At 45.9% G+C, this 17,819-nt stretch carries 11 protein-coding genes and 1 pseudogene; 3 read left to right on the forward strand and 9 right to left on the reverse strand.

Annotated features, from left to right (window positions below; all coding sequences use genetic code 11):
- Positions 1-19: 19 nt before the first annotated feature.
- The gene (locus RGE70_RS14800; protein ID WP_310472216.1) at positions 20-1,903 is read left to right on the forward strand and encodes a methyl-accepting chemotaxis protein; all 1,884 of its coding nucleotides are present in this window, start codon (positions 20-22) and stop codon (positions 1,901-1,903) included.
- Between the two features lie 136 nt (positions 1,904-2,039).
- Here the strand turns inward: RGE70_RS14800 and cydC are convergent, their stop codons facing one another.
- The 3 genes from cydC to RGE70_RS14815 all read right to left on the reverse strand — a co-directional run bounded on the left by cydC (position 2,040) and on the right by RGE70_RS14815 (position 7,070).
- On the reverse strand, positions 2,040-3,779 hold the full coding sequence (gene cydC / locus RGE70_RS14805) for a heme ABC transporter ATP-binding protein/permease CydC (RefSeq protein ID WP_310472217.1): 1,740 nt from the start codon (positions 3,777-3,779) through the stop codon (positions 2,040-2,042).
- A complete protein-coding gene (gene cydD / locus RGE70_RS14810; RefSeq protein ID WP_310472218.1) occupies positions 3,779-5,638 on the reverse strand; it encodes a heme ABC transporter permease/ATP-binding protein CydD in 1,860 nt (619 codons plus the stop codon). Before cydD ends, cydC begins: the two co-directional genes overlap by 1 nt.
- Before the next feature lie 499 nt (positions 5,639-6,137).
- Positions 6,138-7,070: a LysR family transcriptional regulator gene (locus RGE70_RS14815; protein WP_310472219.1), complete on the reverse strand. Its 933-nt coding sequence runs from the start codon at positions 7,068-7,070 to the stop codon at positions 6,138-6,140.
- Between the two features lie 123 nt (positions 7,071-7,193).
- On the opposite strand from RGE70_RS14815, the gene RGE70_RS14820 reads away from it, so the two are divergent.
- Positions 7,194-8,135, forward strand: a complete 942-nt coding sequence (locus RGE70_RS14820) for an NADP-dependent oxidoreductase (RefSeq protein ID WP_310472220.1) — start codon at positions 7,194-7,196, stop codon at positions 8,133-8,135.
- Positions 8,136-8,686: 551 nt separating this feature from the next.
- Here the strand turns inward: RGE70_RS14820 and RGE70_RS14825 are convergent.
- The 3 genes and pseudogenes from RGE70_RS14825 to RGE70_RS14835 form a co-directional block, all read right to left on the reverse strand.
- Positions 8,687-10,270 carry an Lcl C-terminal domain-containing protein gene (locus RGE70_RS14825; protein ID WP_310472221.1) on the reverse strand — a complete coding sequence of 528 codons (1,584 nt, stop codon included), beginning with the start codon at positions 10,268-10,270 and terminating at the stop codon, positions 8,687-8,689.
- A gap of 252 nt (positions 10,271-10,522) precedes the next feature.
- Positions 10,523-10,864 carry a DUF3622 domain-containing protein gene (locus tag RGE70_RS14830; RefSeq protein WP_310472222.1) on the reverse strand — a complete coding sequence of 114 codons (342 nt, stop codon included), beginning with the start codon at positions 10,862-10,864 and terminating at the stop codon, positions 10,523-10,525.
- A gap of 195 nt (positions 10,865-11,059) precedes the next feature.
- Positions 11,060-11,250, reverse strand: a pseudogene (locus RGE70_RS14835) (DUF3565 domain-containing protein).
- A 391-nt stretch (positions 11,251-11,641) separates the two neighbouring features.
- On the opposite strand from RGE70_RS14835, the gene RGE70_RS14840 reads away from it, so the two are divergent.
- Positions 11,642-13,120, forward strand: coding sequence for a DEAD/DEAH box helicase (locus RGE70_RS14840; protein ID WP_310472224.1), 1,479 nt, complete (start codon positions 11,642-11,644; stop codon positions 13,118-13,120).
- A gap of 69 nt (positions 13,121-13,189) precedes the next feature.
- Here RGE70_RS14840 and RGE70_RS14845 read toward each other — a convergent pair whose 3' ends face one another.
- The 3 genes from RGE70_RS14845 to RGE70_RS14855 form a co-directional block, all read right to left on the reverse strand.
- On the reverse strand, positions 13,190-15,667 hold the full coding sequence (locus RGE70_RS14845; protein WP_310472225.1) for a S9 family peptidase: 2,478 nt from the start codon (positions 15,665-15,667) through the stop codon (positions 13,190-13,192).
- Between the two features lie 117 nt (positions 15,668-15,784).
- Positions 15,785-16,357, reverse strand: a complete 573-nt coding sequence (locus tag RGE70_RS14850; RefSeq protein WP_310472226.1) for an anthranilate synthase component II — start codon at positions 16,355-16,357, stop codon at positions 15,785-15,787.
- 206 nt (positions 16,358-16,563) lie between these two features.
- The gene (locus RGE70_RS14855; RefSeq protein ID WP_310472227.1) at positions 16,564-17,817 is read right to left on the reverse strand and encodes a tetratricopeptide repeat protein; all 1,254 of its coding nucleotides are present in this window, start codon (positions 17,815-17,817) and stop codon (positions 16,564-16,566) included.
- Positions 17,818-17,819: the final 2 nt, after the last annotated feature.

Raw genomic sequence — 17,819 nt, forward strand, 5'->3', positions numbered from 1 at the left:
GCGAACAAGCAGCAGACGAATGACATTAACAATCAAACGAAAGATCCAAATTGCGATTTTAATGACTTGCGCATTAATTAGTGCAGTACAGTCTTATATTTCAATCTCGCAACTCATTGAAGAGACTGACACCGCAATTGCGCATCGCGTTGGCCAAACAAGCATTGCAGTCAGTAGCAATATTGCCACCCGATTACAGTCTGGGGCAAAGTTATTACTTGCTAACGAAAGCTTAATTAGCGACAGAGTTGATGTTGAGCGTGAAATGCTGCTAACCCAGCGCGCCTTTGGTTTTATGTCAGTCTATGCCGGCTTTGATAATGGCAATGTCGTTTATGGCAACCAAGATGAAGTATGGCCTGACGATTATGACCCCACTTCTCGCCCATGGTTTAAGCAAGCAAAAAGCAGCCACCAGTTAATTTTTACCGACCCTTACCTAGACTTTGACAACAGCATTGTTATCACCCTAGCCAAAGCATTTTCTGGCCGTAATAGTGGTGTTGTCGCAGCAGATATGACGGTTGACAACATTACTCGACAAGTTGAGCAGCTTAGCGTTTCAAATAATGGCTTTGCTTTTTTACTTGACGGTAACCACCAAATTTTGGCTTATAAAAATCACGATCTATTATTCCGCTCAGCCAGCGAATTGAGCGCCTCTTTAAATCCAAGAGATATTGATCAAGCCCGCAGTTCTTCCGCGTTGCTGACCCTAAACTGGCGTGACGATAACACTGAGCGGTTAGTACAACTGAGCCCGATCACAGGCACAAATTGGACCCTAGGTATTGTTGAAGACCGCGACCTTGCTTATGCCGCAGTTCGCCAGCAAATGTTTAATGTCATCATTATTATGTCGGGCTTGTGTTTATTAATTTTAACCATCGCAACCTATGCACTTAACCGTACATTAGCCCCATTTAATCAACTCACTGCAGCGCTCGAAAAATTATCGAAAGGCGAAGGCGATTTAACTCAGCGTTTTGACACTCGAAACCAAGATGAAATGGGCACCATGGCGCTGCATATGAATGCATTTTTGCAGTCACTACAGCAAATGATCGCCAAAATTAGTCGCAATGCTGACGAGCTAACTAAACAGGCCAATGATTCATCAACTCTGGTTGGTGCCACCAGCCAGCAAATTGATACCCAGCATCAAGATATAGACCAAATTGCCACAGCAATACATCAAATGTCGGCCACCGCTGCAGAAGTGGCAAACCATGCAGAAACCACCGCCAGCGCCGCCAATGTTTCAGCCGAAAACTGCCAACAGGGGCAAGCAATTATTAGCCAAAGCAATGACTCTATTAACTCATTGTCGCAGCAGTTGGCACAAGCATCTAACGTTATCAACGACTTAGAAAAGAACACAACTGAAATCAATTTGGTGCTATCTACTATTCAGTCAATTGCAGAGCAAACTAACTTGCTAGCACTTAACGCCGCTATTGAAGCCGCTCGAGCAGGTGAAAAGGGCCGTGGGTTTGCCGTAGTTGCCGATGAAGTGCGCGTGTTAAGCCATCGTACTCAGGACTCAACGGAAGAGATCCGCAATATGATCATCACCTTGCAAAAAAACAGTAACCTCGCGGTTGCTAACATGCAAACCAGCACCGAAATTGTTGCCGATAGCGTTGAAAGCTCCGAAAAAGCGTTGCAAAACCTAGAGCAATTAACTTTATCAATTACCGATATTTCTGATATGGCAACCCAAATTGCTGGCGCAGCTGAAGAGCAACGCGCGGTATCTGAAGACATTAGCCGTAATACTGAAGCGGTAAGAGAAGTATCGAACGTACTCACCACTCAAACCAATAGCGTAGCGAGCAATGCCGATCAATTACTCAACATTGCAGCCGAGCTAAACGATCGTGTCGGTAAGTTTAAAATCTAGTAACAACGGTAGCATTATTGATTGAAGTTAAGCGGTTAGCTTGGGTTAGATGATTAACCTAAGTTAACACTCACTGTACGGGCGTAAGGGTGATCGTTCACCTTTACGCCCGTATTGCCGACTGGCTAAGCATTAATTACGCTAACACCTTGTGTAAACTGGCATAATAGGCATCTTGTTGCAGCAGTTGCTGGTGATTGCCAGAGCAGCGTATTTTGCCTCGTTCCATCAAATGAATGGTGTCCATTCGCGCCATAGCCGTTAGCCGATGGCTAATCATCAATAGAGTTTTATCGGCCGCAAACTCAAACAATAACGCTAATATTTCGCGCTCTGTTTGTTTGTCCAACCCTTCGGTCGGCTCATCAAGCAATAGCAGCGGCGCCTGCCTTAGTAGTGCTCTTGCTACCCCAATTCGGCGCTGCTCACCACCCGATAACTGCCTACCGCCTTCGCCAATCCAAGTATCTAACGGTTTATCACCTTGCAATAACTGCGCTAAGCCCACTTTTTGTAATACCGCTATGAGTTTGTCGTCATCTTTACGGCTGCTGTTATCTAGAGCAAGCGCTAAGTTTTGCCTTAACGTGCCACTAAACAAGTAAATACGTTGACTAACAACCGACATTGACTGGCGCAGTGCTTGTTCACAATAAGCTGCAGCATCACGCCCATCGAGCATCACTTTGCCGTTTTGCGGTAACCACTCACGGGTAATTAGCGACAATAAGCTCGACTTACCGCAGCCTGTTTGCCCCAGCAATGCCACTTTAGCGCCTGCCGGAATATGCAAATTTAGCTGCTGTAATACACTGTGCTGCGGATCATAACCAAAGTCGATATTGGTCAGTTCAATGCTGCCCTCACTCACACTAAATTGGCTGTTGGTTGCAAACACAATGTCGGGCGTTTGCTCAACTACCTCGTTTAAGCGCTGCGCCGCCGAACTACAAGCCGATAAGTGCTGAAATGCCCCCGCTAAAGGCATTAGTACTTCAATGGTAGCCATAGTCATAAAAACCATCATAGCCAACATTGGCCCTGGCGGAACCGACTCTCCAACCCCAGACGCGGCCATATACAGCATGACCAACACCGCAAGACCATGGCAAACAATTAAGCTAGCTTGGCTTAGCGCCGTTACCCAGTTCATGCTGCTTTGGCTTGCTAGCATCAATTTTTCGGCACCATTTAAACGTTGCCGATATTTATTTTGTGCGCCAAATAATGTTAACTCTGCTTGGCCTTGTAAGTACTCTAATAACTGCACTCGAAACTGGCGCTTAGTTTCTAACTGCGCAATACCTGGTTGGCGCCCTAAAAAATAAAACACCGTTGGCAGTAACAACCACACCGCAAATAATATGCCGCAAAGGGTTAACGCCAACTTGGTATCAAACCACGACACAAAGCAATACAACCCCACCAGCATTAACAGCGAAGCTAACAGTGGCGTGAGTAACCGTAAATACAGGTGGTCTAAGGTATCAATATCGGCCACCAAACGATTAAGCAAATCACCTCGGCGGATCCCCTGTAAGTTTTTAGCGCTTAACGGCATCAACTTGTTCCACACCCAGCAGCGCAGATCAGTTAACAGCTTAAAGGTGGCTTCGTGAGTTGCTAATCGTTCACCATAGCGGCTTGCGGTGCGCACTATAGACAAAAAACGCACTCCGCCAGCGGGGGTAAAATAGTTAAACACCTGCGCCGTAGCAATGGTTAAGCCCGCAACTGCAGCCGCCGATAAAAACCAGCCCGACAATGACAATAAACCGATCCCTGCCATTAACGTAGTCACACTTAAAAGCAAACCAATGAACATCATCAACCATTGGCTTTTAAATCGCTTGATGTAAGGCCATAGCACTTTCATTAACATGCTCCTTTGGGTGCGTTAGCTGGCAGCGTTTGAGTCATACCACCAACCACCTCAGCCACATTAGGCTCAACGGTCAGTTCATGTAACATCTGCTTAAATACGCCGTCAGTGGCGGCTAATTGAGCAAAGCTGCCTTGCTGCACTAACAAGCCTTTATCCAATACCAGTACCTTGTGCATGGTGGTGAGCGAATCTAATCGGTGTGTCACCATTAAGCAGCCAGTATGCTGCATAGCATCGGTTAGCGTGGCTTGAACCGCTTGCTCGCTTAGACTGTCTAAGCTGGCGGTGGGTTCGTCTAATACATAAAACTGCGCCTGCTGCGCCAATGCCCGCGCCAACGCAATACGCTGCGCTTGCCCTACCGACAACCCGAGCGTTTGCTCTTGTATTGGATGGTTTAACCCTAGTGGTTGTGAGTCGACAAAGTCCCACACTTGGGCCTTAACCAACAGCGCCTTAATCGCGTCGTCTGTTAAGGCTTGGCCCTGCGCTAATGCTCCCAACGCGACATTTTCGCGCACGGTGCCGCAAAAAAGTTGTGGCTCTTGCCCTAGCCAGGCTAACTGCTTACGCCATAGTGGCAACGGTAATTGACTTAACTCAACTCCGTTAATTTTTAGCTGTCCTTGATAAGGTAAAAAGCCCAATAAGGCGCTGAGTAAGCTGGTTTTACCCGCCCCACTCGGCCCCACTACGGCAATATGCTGGCCCGGTGTAAGGGTAAAACTGATTGGCCCCAGTAGCTGCGTACCATCAACGCTAAACACCGTTAAATTATCAGCCTCAATGCTTATTGGTGCCGCCAGAGCCGCTGCGTCACTGTGCTCCACCGCACCATGTTTGAGGTGAGTATCAAGATCGGTATTAAGCAATGCCATTAGCTCTTCGGCCGCACCAATGGCTTGTGCTTTGGCATGGTAATGCGTACCCATGTCGCGCAGAGGTTGATAAAACTCAGGGGCAAGAATAAGAATAAATAACCCAGTAAACAGGCTAATACTGCTACCGTAATGGCCAAAATCTAAATGGCCAAGATAACTAAAACCAAAATATACCGCTAATACTGCAATCGACACCGCCGCAAAAAACTCTAACACTGCCGAACTTAAAAACGCCATCCGCAGTACCGACATAGTGCGCTCTCTAAAGTCTTCCGAGGCAGCAGCTATCGCCTTGGCCTCTTTTGCACCTTGGTTGAATAGCTTTAACGTCGACAAGCCTTTAAGCCTATCCATAAAATGGCCACTTAAGCGTGCTAACGCGCCAAAGTTTTTACGGTTAGCATCTGCCGCGCCCATGCCGACTAAAATCATAAATAGCGGGATCAGTGGCGCTGTTGCTAGCAAAATAACCCCAGCGGCCCAGTTAATCGGAAAAACCGCCATTAAAATAATTAGCGGAATAAACCCAGCCAATACCATTTGAGGTAAATAACGGGCATAAAAGTCATGTAAGTCTTCTACCTGCTCTAGCACAATACTTGCCCAGCTACCCGCCGGCTTACCCTTAATAAATGCAGGCCCCAATGCGGCAAGTTTATCCATCACTGCCGCGCGTATTTGTAGTCGTAATTGAGTACCCGCTTTAAAGCTGGAGCGCTCCCTTGCAAATGCCAGCGCGCCCCTTAAAAAGGTCAATAGCAGCAATAACCAAAAATGTTCACTAAAAGCAGCCTTAGGCAGCTGGTCAATAATAATGCCCTGCAATATGGTGGCGATAAGCCACGCCTGACACATCAAACTGATGCCGGTGAGGATCCCAAAAAGAATCGCTAAGTTAAGGTAATGGCCACAAGCCGATTTTTGCTGCTTGAGCCAGTGGGTGAGCGTCTTCTCTACGGATTTATCCATTGGTTCCTAGATTTGCTGTTGGTTACCTAACTGCATAGTAAGTGATGTTATACGCTAAAGAGTGTGGGTAAGGCTTAGGTGCAAACGATGCCAACTGAGCTTGTGTAGCTCCAAGCGGTGCGCTCTAAAATTGACGCGTTAATCGCACTCTTTTATGTGTCAGCTTGAGTATCGCAGGCATTAAACACAGAACAAAGCGCCCACCGCGTAAATGTTACCAAACTCACAAAAATTGACCTAGATCAAAAAACAAGGTTGAATGGCAGGCTGATTTAAGCCCAATAACAACGCCATAGCGCAGTAAATAACCACAACTGCATGTTGTAACTCTAGCTAAACCCATTTACGCCACAGCAACTGAATTTAAGTCTTGCTGCTAAAGTTCGTCAGAACTTTGCCCAATATTGATCAATACCCAACTCGAATCATAGAGCCTTTAGAGCAATTCAGCCATGCATTAAAGACTAGATAAGATGCTATAATTAATGAAGTTTGTGCATTAATCTGGGTTATCTTTCCCGATTAAGTCGCCATACCTTTCTTGGTTTGTTTTTTTGATAACTTGCTCAATATAATCTAAAAAGACTTTAACCCTTGCAGGCATTAACCGACCCGGTGGTCGCACCGCCCAAATTTTACTTTCGGGCCATAAAGTATAATCTGGCAAAACTTGCTTTAATCGGCCCGACTTTATTGCTGGCCCAGCATGCCAATAAGACGCCATGCCAATCCCTACGTTAGCCTCTACCAAATCGCCAATGGCATCACCCAAGTTTAGCGTTATGGGGCCATGAACAGACGCTCTATGGAACTGCCCGTCGTTATCTTTAAATGTCCAATCTTTCATATTGCCGAAAGGTAGACAAACATGCTGCTTTAAGTCTTCAGGGGTTTTCGGCGAACCCTGTTTTTCTAGATACTCAGGTGAGGCAACAAGTACCGTTGGATTATTTGATATGCATCGCGCAAGTAAGCTGCTAGTGCGAAGCTCACCAATACGAAAAGCAACATCAAACCCCTCTTCAATAACATCAACTAACTTGTCACTAAAATCGATTTCAATTTCTAAATCCGGATGGCGCTCTAATAACTGAGGAATAAAAGGAACAATATAGATACGGCCATATGAGGATGAAACGGTAAGCCGCAGCTTACCTTGAATTTTGTCGGCATCGCCTTTAAATACGTTTCTGGTCTCTTCAACATCATCAAGTATTCGCTTGGCGTGCTGCAAAAACACTTCACCGTCTTGAGTCAAAGTGACAACTCGGGTCGAGCGATGAAAAAGCCTAACCCCAACCTCAGCTTCAAGTTGCTGAATACGCTGGCTGGCGTTGGTCGTTGAAAGCCCAAACTCTTCACCTGCGCGGCCTATTTTGCCTAACTCAGAGATCCTGACAAACAGACCAAGGCTTTTTAAATTCAGATCCATACTGACCTCTCATTAATCCCGTAAATCAGGATTATTATTCCTGATATTGCCAGATGATACCCAATAACAAAACAAATAAGATCATCAGCAACATTTAGAAGCACTATCACTGAGGGTCAAAACATGAAAGCAATTATGACAGAACAAGCAGGCGGCATTGAAAACTTAATCATGCAAGAGATTGCAAAACCTGAACTCAATGCTGATGAAGTGCTTGTTGAAACTCGAGCAATCAGTATCAACCCAGCAGATACCAAAGTGAAGTATGACGAAGCAGTACTAACACAGCTATTTGGGCCAGAGCGACCAATAACGCTTGGCTGGGATATCGCAGGGGTTGTTGTCGCCACTGGCGCTGAGGTCACTCGCTTTAAACAGGGAGATAAAGTCTTTGGCATGGTGAACTTTCCGGGCCATGGCAAAGCATACGCTGAATATGTTGCTTCACCACAATCGCACCTAGCTGCAATGCCCGAAGGGCTTGACTATACAAATGCCGCAGCAACCACACTTGCTGCATTAACGGCTCTACAGGCACTAAAAGACAGAGTAAACCCAGGTGACAAAGTGCTTATTCACGCAGGTTCAGGTGGTGTGGGTCACTTCGCCATACAGATCGCTAAAAAGCTTGGGGCTTATGTTATCTCTACTAGCTCAGCGAAAAACCGTGACTTTGTTATGGCCCTTGGCGCTGATGAGCATATCGATTATCGGACTCAGGCATTTGAACAAGTACTCACTGAAATTGATCTCGCCTTCGATACCGTCAGCCCTGAAATCGCAGAAAAATCCCTAAAAGTGCTGCGTAAAGGTGGTCAGTTGGTTTCTATTGCTATGATGGCTGTGCCCGAAGAACTACAGTTGCAAGCTGATAAACTTGGCGTCAATGTCAGTGCTATTTTGGTGCACTCTAATGGCGATGACATGAACACCCTTCGCGATATGCTTCTCGAAGGTACAATTAAACCACACGTGTCTAAAACCTTTGAATTTGCCAAACTTGGCAAGGCACATACCGCCGTAGAAAGCGGACGCACGGTAGGTAAGGTTGTCGTGACACTTTAGTTGCTAAACTAAAAATATAAATAGCCGCATGCTATTGATGATACATCATTATGACCTCCAACTAAGCTTAAATAACGAGCTTTAGTTGGAGCTTGTGTAACCTCTAACGCCGCTTAAAAATGCAGTTGAGGCCTTCGGTTTCAAGGATGACGAACAATCCGCAGTAGGGTCTGCACAAATGATTACTCTCTCACATATCAGGGGCACTACGACTAAATGGATTTAGAAGGTAGAACTACGCAAACAGCCAAGCCGAGACTGTTATCGGTTAACCCTAAGGTGACACTGTTCAAGCCTGAGGCGCTTTTTGCACCGTTAGCTTGAGGCTCATTTAAGGTGTAAACGATTTTGGTGAAGCATTTTTGCTTCACCATCATTCACGGTCATACTCTCTTCTCAGAGTATCTAGTTAGACGTTCAGCTCACCTTATTACGCGACTTATCCTTTTAAAGCCTTGTTCATGAAATGCCGTTGATTATTCAACATAAAAAGTGCCACAATCGTAGCGTACATACGCCTATTGAAGCACTTAACGACAAACAAAACCTAGTTAGTCGAGCACACTCGCAGTTGATTCAAGGTCTCGCACGCAACGGATTTTATTATTACTTCGTAAAATATCTCCTTGCGGCCCTTTGTAATAGAACTGACCATTACTGGTACTTGCCAGTTGAGCACCGGCTTCATTGGCGACATTTAACTTGTCGTTACTGCGTTGTGAACCTGCACCGTGAACGTCTAATATTGTGTCTTGCATATAACCTAAAGCCCGCCCGAATGAAACGTAAGCGGCATTGCTGCCGTCATCGTCATTATCAACATGGGTGGTTGAGCTCCAGTAATACCCCCAATCAGTCACCCCTGCTTCATTTTGCAGTGAACTACTGTTAAACAGGCTATTAATGGCTGCTTGGTTGTGGGTGTCTGGCGATATAGAGTAATCCACTAGACTTTGTAGCTCTTTTGCATTGGGTAAGCGCCAGTCGGAGTGCTCAGCGGTGGTTGCAGCTTGACATTGCTGTACGGCATCGTCCCAATCGCTCGATTCGGTGTCGTTTTGCTGCCACATTAAACCTGTCGCATTGTCACTTATGGTTTGGTCATAATTGTCTACAAACTGGTTTATGCCATAGTCGGTATTACCCGCTACGCAGCGTACATAATATTGTTTGGTATCGGTAGGGTAGCCTTTGATTCTGCCATCGACATAATTAACCCCAAACATGGTCGAGTCGCCATGCATTGTAGTGCTCACATAAAGCGTGGTCGACGCATACTGGCCGTCAATGATGCGGTCGATTCCGGAATCTAAATCGCCAAACGCCCAGTCAAATACGGGGTCAATAAAGGGAACAAGTTCTGATGTATCAGTGCCTTGGTAGTTACTGGCATCTTTACCGCTAAAGAGAATGAGTGAGTAAGCCTCTTTTATGCTGGGCAAGCGCCAATCGTCGCGTCCGGCACTACTGAGGGTGTCGCAATAGGTCACGGCTTCGGTTTGATATAACTTGTCATCAAAATCTAATACACCGTCGGCATTGAGATCACTGCTTTGCAGCCACACCAGCCCGGTCACATTATCGGTAACGGTATCGCCGTCACTACTTAGAGTATAACTGGGTTGATTACCAGTCACATCAGCGTCATAACCGCTGCCATCACAGGCTTGAGCGTTGCCGGTACTTGAGTTATAGCAAGTGCTTTGATGCGTATCGACTATGGCGTAACTGTTGGCCTCATTTGTGAGTGAGCTGCTAATAGTAACCTGGTCGGTTTCACTGTTGTCGATGCCGTCATTAACGGTTAAGGAAATAACATAGTCACCATCTGTATCTGGCGTAAAACTTGGAGTGGCACTGGTTGCATCCGACAAGCTAATGCTGCTCGGCGCAGAAATAATGGCCCAAGTGTAGGTTAATGTGTCACCGTCGGCGTCATAGCTATCACTGGCATTAAGCGTAACCAACGCGCCAGTGGTTACGACTTGATCATCACCGGCATTCGCAATGGGAATACTGTTAGTAGGTGTATCATCGGTGGCGGGGTCTGAGTCACCCGAACCACAGCCAAGTAATGACAAAGAGCAGCACAGTATTATTGAAGGGAATTTTTTATCGCTTACGTTTATAGACATAGTAAAACCAAGGGTTTGAGTTATTATCGTTAAACTATACAAGTAAGCTTGTCAGTTAACTTTTACGCTGTGTAAAAACATGTAAAAGCGTGTCAAGGTATTGAGTTTACTGTAGATAAATGATTTGTTGTGCTAAACGCTTTACCCAATATCTACAATTTTAACCCATAAAAAAACCGCGATAGCTTAGCTCACCGCGGTTAGTTTTACTTTGGCTTACAGGCGTGAATTAACACCTATAAGTTAACGTTTCTATTCGTCAGAACCGTAATCAAGGCTGTCATTTGAGTAGCTTTCAGAACCGGCTTTTTCGTCACGGGCTGCACGCCATACGTCTGCTGCATGTTCTTTATCTTCAGCGGCCTTGTTACGCTCTTCACGGGCGATAGCTTTACGCTCGTTACGCTTAACAAGGTTTTCTAAGAATGATTTCAGTTCAGTCTCACCCCAAGCAGTGGCTGCTGCTTCTGTTTCAAAACCTTTTTGGCTTTTTGAAACCACAATTTTACGAGCAGATTGGCGACGAGTGATCTGGCAAGTCCAAGTTGTTTTGTCTTCAACAACGCGAAAATCATACTTCTTTGTTTGTGTCATGTTACTTATTTTCCTAACAATAATCGTAATACTTTGAGGCTAATGCATGAATGATTAGCTCAATCAATAAGTAGCAGCAATCGTTTTGAGCTTGCTGCTACCTTAAATATTCTGTCAGCGTAATAGCGCTTCATTGCCATGGCAGATAATAGTCGTTAATACTACTTCTGACGAATCAACTTGCCTATATTGCTATCACTTCAGTTTATTGGCCATGTCGAATTCACACAGTTTACATGTGAGTTGATACCCGAGCATAGATTTTCTTCCGCTAATGCAGATCACCCAGTCACGGATATCCATGGTGGACGATGACGCACATGCAGGTTATGACCACCAGCTAGCTCTGCAACCCAATGTTGTTCATCATCTTGATGATAATTCATTATGGCTTGCCGCAAAGTTTACGCCTTAAATAGCGCCAGAAAAGTGGGCTAAATTTGGGTTGTAGTCGATAGATAAACTTTCAGGGGCGCGAGATTAACACGTGCGGACGCGAAACAACATCTTTTAAACGGCTAAAAATCACACAATTGAAAAGTTTCATTCAATTAGGCGGTTTTAACAGCACCCGATACAGTTATTACCCAAGCCCCGCCAAAAATGGTTAATCACTGCCATACTCTAGAAGATCAAGCATATAACGCTATTGTTTATTAAATAGCGCTTTTTAAGCAGATCCTGTAAGCTTCACGCCCGCCGGCATTAGCCGGCCCTCCTATAACTGCAGTCAGCGCGCTATAAGCCCGGTTTGGCTGGCCGAAATGAGATCAATCTATGAGTTTTGCTTCACTGGGCTTATCAGCCCAAATTTTGAAAGCTGTTGCTAGCAAAGGCTATGACACTCCCTCTCCTATTCAAGCACAAGCGATTCCTGCAGTTCTTGAGGGTAAAGATGTTATGGCAGCGGCACAAACCGGTACGGGTAAAACCGCCGGCTTTACTTTGCCTCTGTTAGAACTACTTTCAAAAGGTAACAAAGCCCCAGCAAAACAAGTCAGAGCCTTAGTGCTCACACCAACTCGCGAGCTAGCAGCTCAAGTGGGTGAAAGTGTCGAATTGTACGGTAAAAATTTGCCGCTTAAATCAGCGGTTATTTTTGGTGGTGTTGGTATTGGCCCACAAATTTCTAAACTAAGCCGTGGCGTTGACATTTTAGTGGCAACACCAGGCCGTTTACTTGACCTGTACAACCAACGCGCTGTGAGCTTTAGTCAGCTTGAAGTGTTGGTACTTGATGAAGCCGATCGTATGTTAGATATGGGCTTTATTCACGACATAAAAAAAATCCTTGCGATACTACCTGCTAAACGTCAGAACTTAATGTTTTCAGCAACGTTCTCAGACGACATTCGTAAACTCGCCAAAGGCTTGGTTAACAACCCAGTTGAAATTTCGGTTACGCCGCGCAACGCCACGGCAAACACGGTTAAACAGTGGATTTGCCCAGTTGATAAAGGCCAAAAAGCGGCTGTGCTAGTTAAGCTAGTCAAGCAGCATAACTGGCAACAAGTGTTGGTTTTTAGCCGTACAAAGCATGGGGCTAACCGCTTAGCTAAAAACCTTGAAGCTAAGGGCATTACTGCCGCTGCGATTCACGGTAATAAAAGCCAAGGCGCACGTACTCGTGCATTGGCAGAATTTAAAAGTGGCGATGTACGCGTATTGGTTGCCACCGATATTGCAGCCCGTGGCCTTGATATTGACCAACTTCCGCAAGTGGTTAACTTTGACCTGCCTAACGTGCCTGAGGATTATGTTCATCGTATTGGACGTACTGGCCGTGCCGGTGCTACTGGCCAAGCGGTATCATTGGTTAGTGACGATGAAATTAAACTGCTACGCGATATTGAGTTGCTGATTAAGCAAAACTTAGAGCGCAGCGCCATTGAAGGTTTTGAGCCAACCTTTACGCTAGCAGTTACCGATTTAAGCGGTAAGTCGCATGGCCAAAACAAAGGCCCACGTAATAGCACGCCACGTGGTAATAACCAAAGACGCGCTAATTCAGGTGGAAAGCCATCAAATAACCGCAGCCAAAACACTAGCCAAAAAGATGGCAAAGGTAAGACTGAGCATAAAGATGGACAGCGTAGTGGTGAAGCAGCACGTGGCCATAAACCGAATGACAAAAACCCAAGGCATACGGCATCACGTAAGCCAGCCGGTGGTGCTAGCGCAGGTAAGCCGTCTGGACAGCGCCGTAGCAATAACCCAAACGGTCAACGCCGCAACAACACTAGCTCTCAAGGCTAACAACCATAAAGCATTGTTATAGCGTATAAAAAAGGCTCCCGTCGGGAGCCTTTTTTATACTATCATTTGCTATTTAAGCTCTTGCTCGAATAACTTATGAATACGACGGTATTCATCTAACCAGCTTGAAGGCTGACGGAACCCATGTGGCTCAACCGGGTAAATAGCGGTTTCGAACATTGGTTTTTCAAGTTCAATCAATCGTTGCACTAAACGCACACTGTCTTGGAAAAAGACGTTGTCATCTAATACACCGCTCATGATCAGCAATGGCTTTTGCAAACCGGCAGCATGCTCTATTGGTGAACTACGCTCGTACGCAATAGGGTCAACATCTGGCGTGTTTAAGATGTTTGAAGTATAAGGTGCGTTGTAATGTGCCCAATCTGTTACTGGGCGCAGTGCAGCGCCAGCTTGGAACAGCTCAGGTTCGGTAAATAGCGCCATAAACGTTAAGAAACCACCGTAAGAGCCGCCATAAGTACCGACTTTACTCGCGTCAACATTGGCATTAGCTGCCATCCAGTTGACACCGTCTTTAAGATCTTCTACTTCAGGTTTACCCATTTGACGATACACCGCTGTACGCCAGTCACGGCCGTATCCTTTTGAGCCACGGTAGTCCATATCCATTACAACGTAACCTTGCTGGGCAAGTAAGTTGTGGAACATAAACTCTCTGAAGTAACCAGAGAAGCCATAATGCGCGTTTTGCAAGTAACCCGCGCCGTGGTTAAAGATAACGGCAGGATACTTGTCTGCGTTGTCTTTACTGTACCCTTCAGGCAAGTAAACACGGGCGTATACGTCACCGGCACCGTGAGTTGATGGCACTTTAACCACTTCTGGTGCTTGCCATGCATAATTTTTAAATGCATCGCTGGTGTAGTGTGTTAATTGCTTAATCTCGCCGCCAATGGGTTGTACAAACAACTCCGCTGGTTGAGTTCGGGTCGATGCGCTTAACAATAGCTGGCTGCCATCTGGGCTCAAGGTGTAATCAAGCTGGCCTTGCCATTGTGTTAACTGCTCGTTTTTACCTGTGGCAATTTCGACACGGTAAACGTTATCAATACCTGGGTGGCTCTTGTTCGCTTTGTAGTAAATAAATTGCGCTTTAGGGCCTAAAGTTACATTGCTGACAACATATTTACCTTGAGTAAGTGCGGTGGCTTTGTCGCCGCTGCGCTTAAGGTAAAGGTGCGAGTAACCCGTTTCTTCTGATAGGTAGAACAAGCTATCGCTGTTTGGCAGCCAACCGTACTGGTTAAAGTTGTAGTTGATCCACGCGTCATCATGCAGGCGGTGCTCGGTGTTTAAGCTGCCTTTAGTTAGGTCAACAGTGGCAATCCAGCGGTCTTTGTTATCAACGGCTTCAAGCATAACTGCAACTTTGTCGCCCGATGCTTGCCATTGAATAGCGCTTTGTGACCAGCTCCAATCTTGGATCAGTTGCACTTTACGCACTGACTTTTTGCTATTGTAGCTTTCACCTTTGGCTTTGGCATTTTCAGCTTTTACGTTAGCGAGTACGTCTGCATCAAAACCGGTTAGGCCTTCAATGGTGATGTCTTTTTTAGTGTGAGTTTGCAGATCAAGCAGCACTAAACGCTGCCCTGGTGGGTTGTCTTCTGCAACACGTGCACGGGCTGGTACGGCATCGACATAACCATCTTTACCTAAGTAGTTAGGCATGATGTCGTGTTCTGAACGCCAGCTATATGCTTTGTCTGTAAGAGACAGTAATACGTAGCGGCCGTCAGGTGACAAACTCAGTTCGCTCACTTTTTCAGTGTCGCCCAAGTACCATGTTTTAGCTGACATTGTAGGGTCAACTTTAGCTAAGTCATCTTTGTACTGCTCTTTAGCCTTAGCATTGCTTTGTTGTAGGGCAACATATTGAATTAAACGGTGCTGCTGCTTAGCAATGTAAGTCGACGGATCTTGCACACCTTTAGGCGCTGGCGCCATTTTAATGTTAGCAATCTGCTCAGATAAGCCTGACTCATGGCTAATTTTAAAAATATTGTCGCCTTGCCAGTAAGCAATATCGCCATTATTTAAAAAACGCACGCCATCTACTTTGGTGTTTTGACGGGTTAACTGAGTAATGGAGTTCGCAGCAAGATCTTTGACGAACAAGTTACCTTGGTAAATATAAGCTTTGCGCGTTTTAGTGCTATCGAGTACGCCGTGCTGTTGGTCAGCTGCGTGTAACTGATTTAACGCAAGCTCGCTAGCAACGGTTTCGTTGAGCTGTTGTTGATAGTAATTACGCGTTGGCGCGCCGTGGGCTTGGCGAGCAAAGAAGATAGATTGGCTATCGTCGCTCCAGTAAGCGCCTTTGGCGAGTAGGCCCATCCAATCGGGATTAGCCATAATTTGATTTAGCGTAAGTGCTTGAGCAACTTGTGGCGGCGCTGACAGTACAACCGCATTTTTATTAATGACTTGCTCAGGTGCAGCGGGAGTTACCGTAGATGAGCAGCCAGCAAGCACTGCGACTGTTAGAGCACTCAACCCAACATGGCGAATAACGCTTTTCATTGTCCAACCTTCTTTTATTGGTATTTTTGCGGACTTTTATACCATACTTTTTAGCTGAGGTTAGCTTAAAGTGCGCGAATTTTTGTAACAGATAGTAGCTCCTTAAGTAGCTGTTACTTAAGTAATATCGATAAAGTTAGCTAATAGCTCGCGCCCCTGCTCTGTTAAAATGGATTCAGGATGAAACTGCACTGAATAAAGGTTCAACTCAGGTTGGCTCATGGCCATAATTTCTCGGCCATGAATAGGGTCGTCATACCAAGCGTCTAAGACAAAGTTAGCCGGGACTTGGTCGATGAGCAAAGAGTGGTAGCGAGTGACTGTCAGTGGATTATTCAGCGCACAAAACAGGCCTGCACCATTGTGGCTTATGCGACTAGTTTTGCCATGCATAACGCGCTTGGCTTTAACCACATTGGCGCCAAACACTTGCGCAATAGCTTGATGCCCAAGGCATACACCTAAAATAGGATATTGCCCGGCAAACTGCTTGATAACCGCCAGCGAGATCCCGGCTTCGTTTGGGGTACATGGCCCTGGGGAAATAACAATGTGGCTCGGGTTTAATAACTCAACCTCAGCTAAGGTGATCTCGTCATTACGTTTAACCATGACCTGCTGCCCAAGCTGCTGAAAATACTGCACCAAGTTAAAAGTGAATGAGTCGTAATTGTCGATCATTAAGATCATAAAGATCCGTAAACCTATAGTGCTACGCCTTACCTATTTAAGCTTGATACGTAATCAACTAAATAAATAAAACGATATGTGGATGATTTTGCCGCCGATGCTACCACAGCCATAATCGATCCCCAAGCCACAATAAAATACACCTTATAGCGTGAGTGTAAGGTAAACCTGCTACGGCGAATATTTAAGCAAGTTTGAAGTAATAACTAGCGCTTGTTGAGCATACCAAAAGCGTCTAATCGTTGCCCGAACGCTTTGGCGATGGTTTCAAAACCGGGCGTTTGTGCCAGCTTGCGGTAACTGGCTTGTGCTTCGGGCCATTGCTGCGCTAACCAGTAACTTTGGCCGGTTAGTAGCAGGGCTTGTCCACTCAGTTGGTTGCGCTTTTGTCGAGCATGTTTAATCTCAGCAGCACTGCCCATGGGTAGCACTTGCAACCCGACTTTTGACCACGCGCTGCGCGCCGCATCTGCTTGTTTTAATGCCGCCAGTACTTGCCCTTGCAGCAAGTAATAATCGTCATAATATGGGTTGGGGTTAGAGCTTGACGCTACAACCTCAAAACGTTGCAAATAGGCTGCAGCTTGCTGATTTAGCCCAGCAAGCCATGCATATTGAGCGCAACTTAAATCCAACTGCGAAAATGCCTCAACGGCTGGTTTTTGGGTACATTGCGCGGCAAAGTTATATGCTTTTAAATTACCCAATAAGCTGATGTTGGTCGGTGTTTTTTGCGGGCTCAATTGCGCGACAATATCGTTAGCAACCGCAGCATTAAGCGGGTTATTTAAGCCCATTTCACTGCGTGCGAGCACTTGCCAAGCAGTTTGATTGATCGGGTCAAGTGCCAGCCATTGCTGTGCACTTTGTTTGGCATTCGACCACTGCTCAAGTGCCAGCTGGCTATAAGTGACTAACGGCCACCAATGAGGCTTAAGCTCACCTTCAAGTAATATGGCTAACGCGGCTTGGTACTGGGTTAATTGATAATGCGCATAACCTTGCATATAGCGCACTTGCGATAACAGCGTACGTTGTTGCTCTATTGATGCTGATGCCTGCTTTGCCGACTTTTGCGCTAACGAGGCCATGTCTAACGCGGTTAATACGTCTATTGCAGCCTGATAAGCCTCGGCTTGTAAATTGGCGTTGGCCAAGTTTATTGCGATATTAATATCGTTAGGATACAGCTTATAGCCACGCGCCCAACATTGCTCAGCCTCACGTTCGGCGCCATTATCACCTAAATTACGACAGGCATACTGAAACACCACTGGGTGCGGCGACTCAAGTTCAAGTAATGGCTGCATCACTACCATTGCTGCCGCGATGTCATTTTGCTCAAGCAGTTCACTGGCTTTACTCAGCTTGCCCGACTCATAGCGAGTAAGATCGCGAGCATGGCTTACAGGTGCAAACATCAGTAATAGCAGCACTAACGACCAACAGACTTTAACCATCG

The sequence above is a fragment of the Shewanella youngdeokensis genome (assembly GCF_033180165.1).
Lineage (GTDB): Bacteria > Pseudomonadota > Gammaproteobacteria > Enterobacterales > Shewanellaceae > Shewanella > Shewanella youngdeokensis.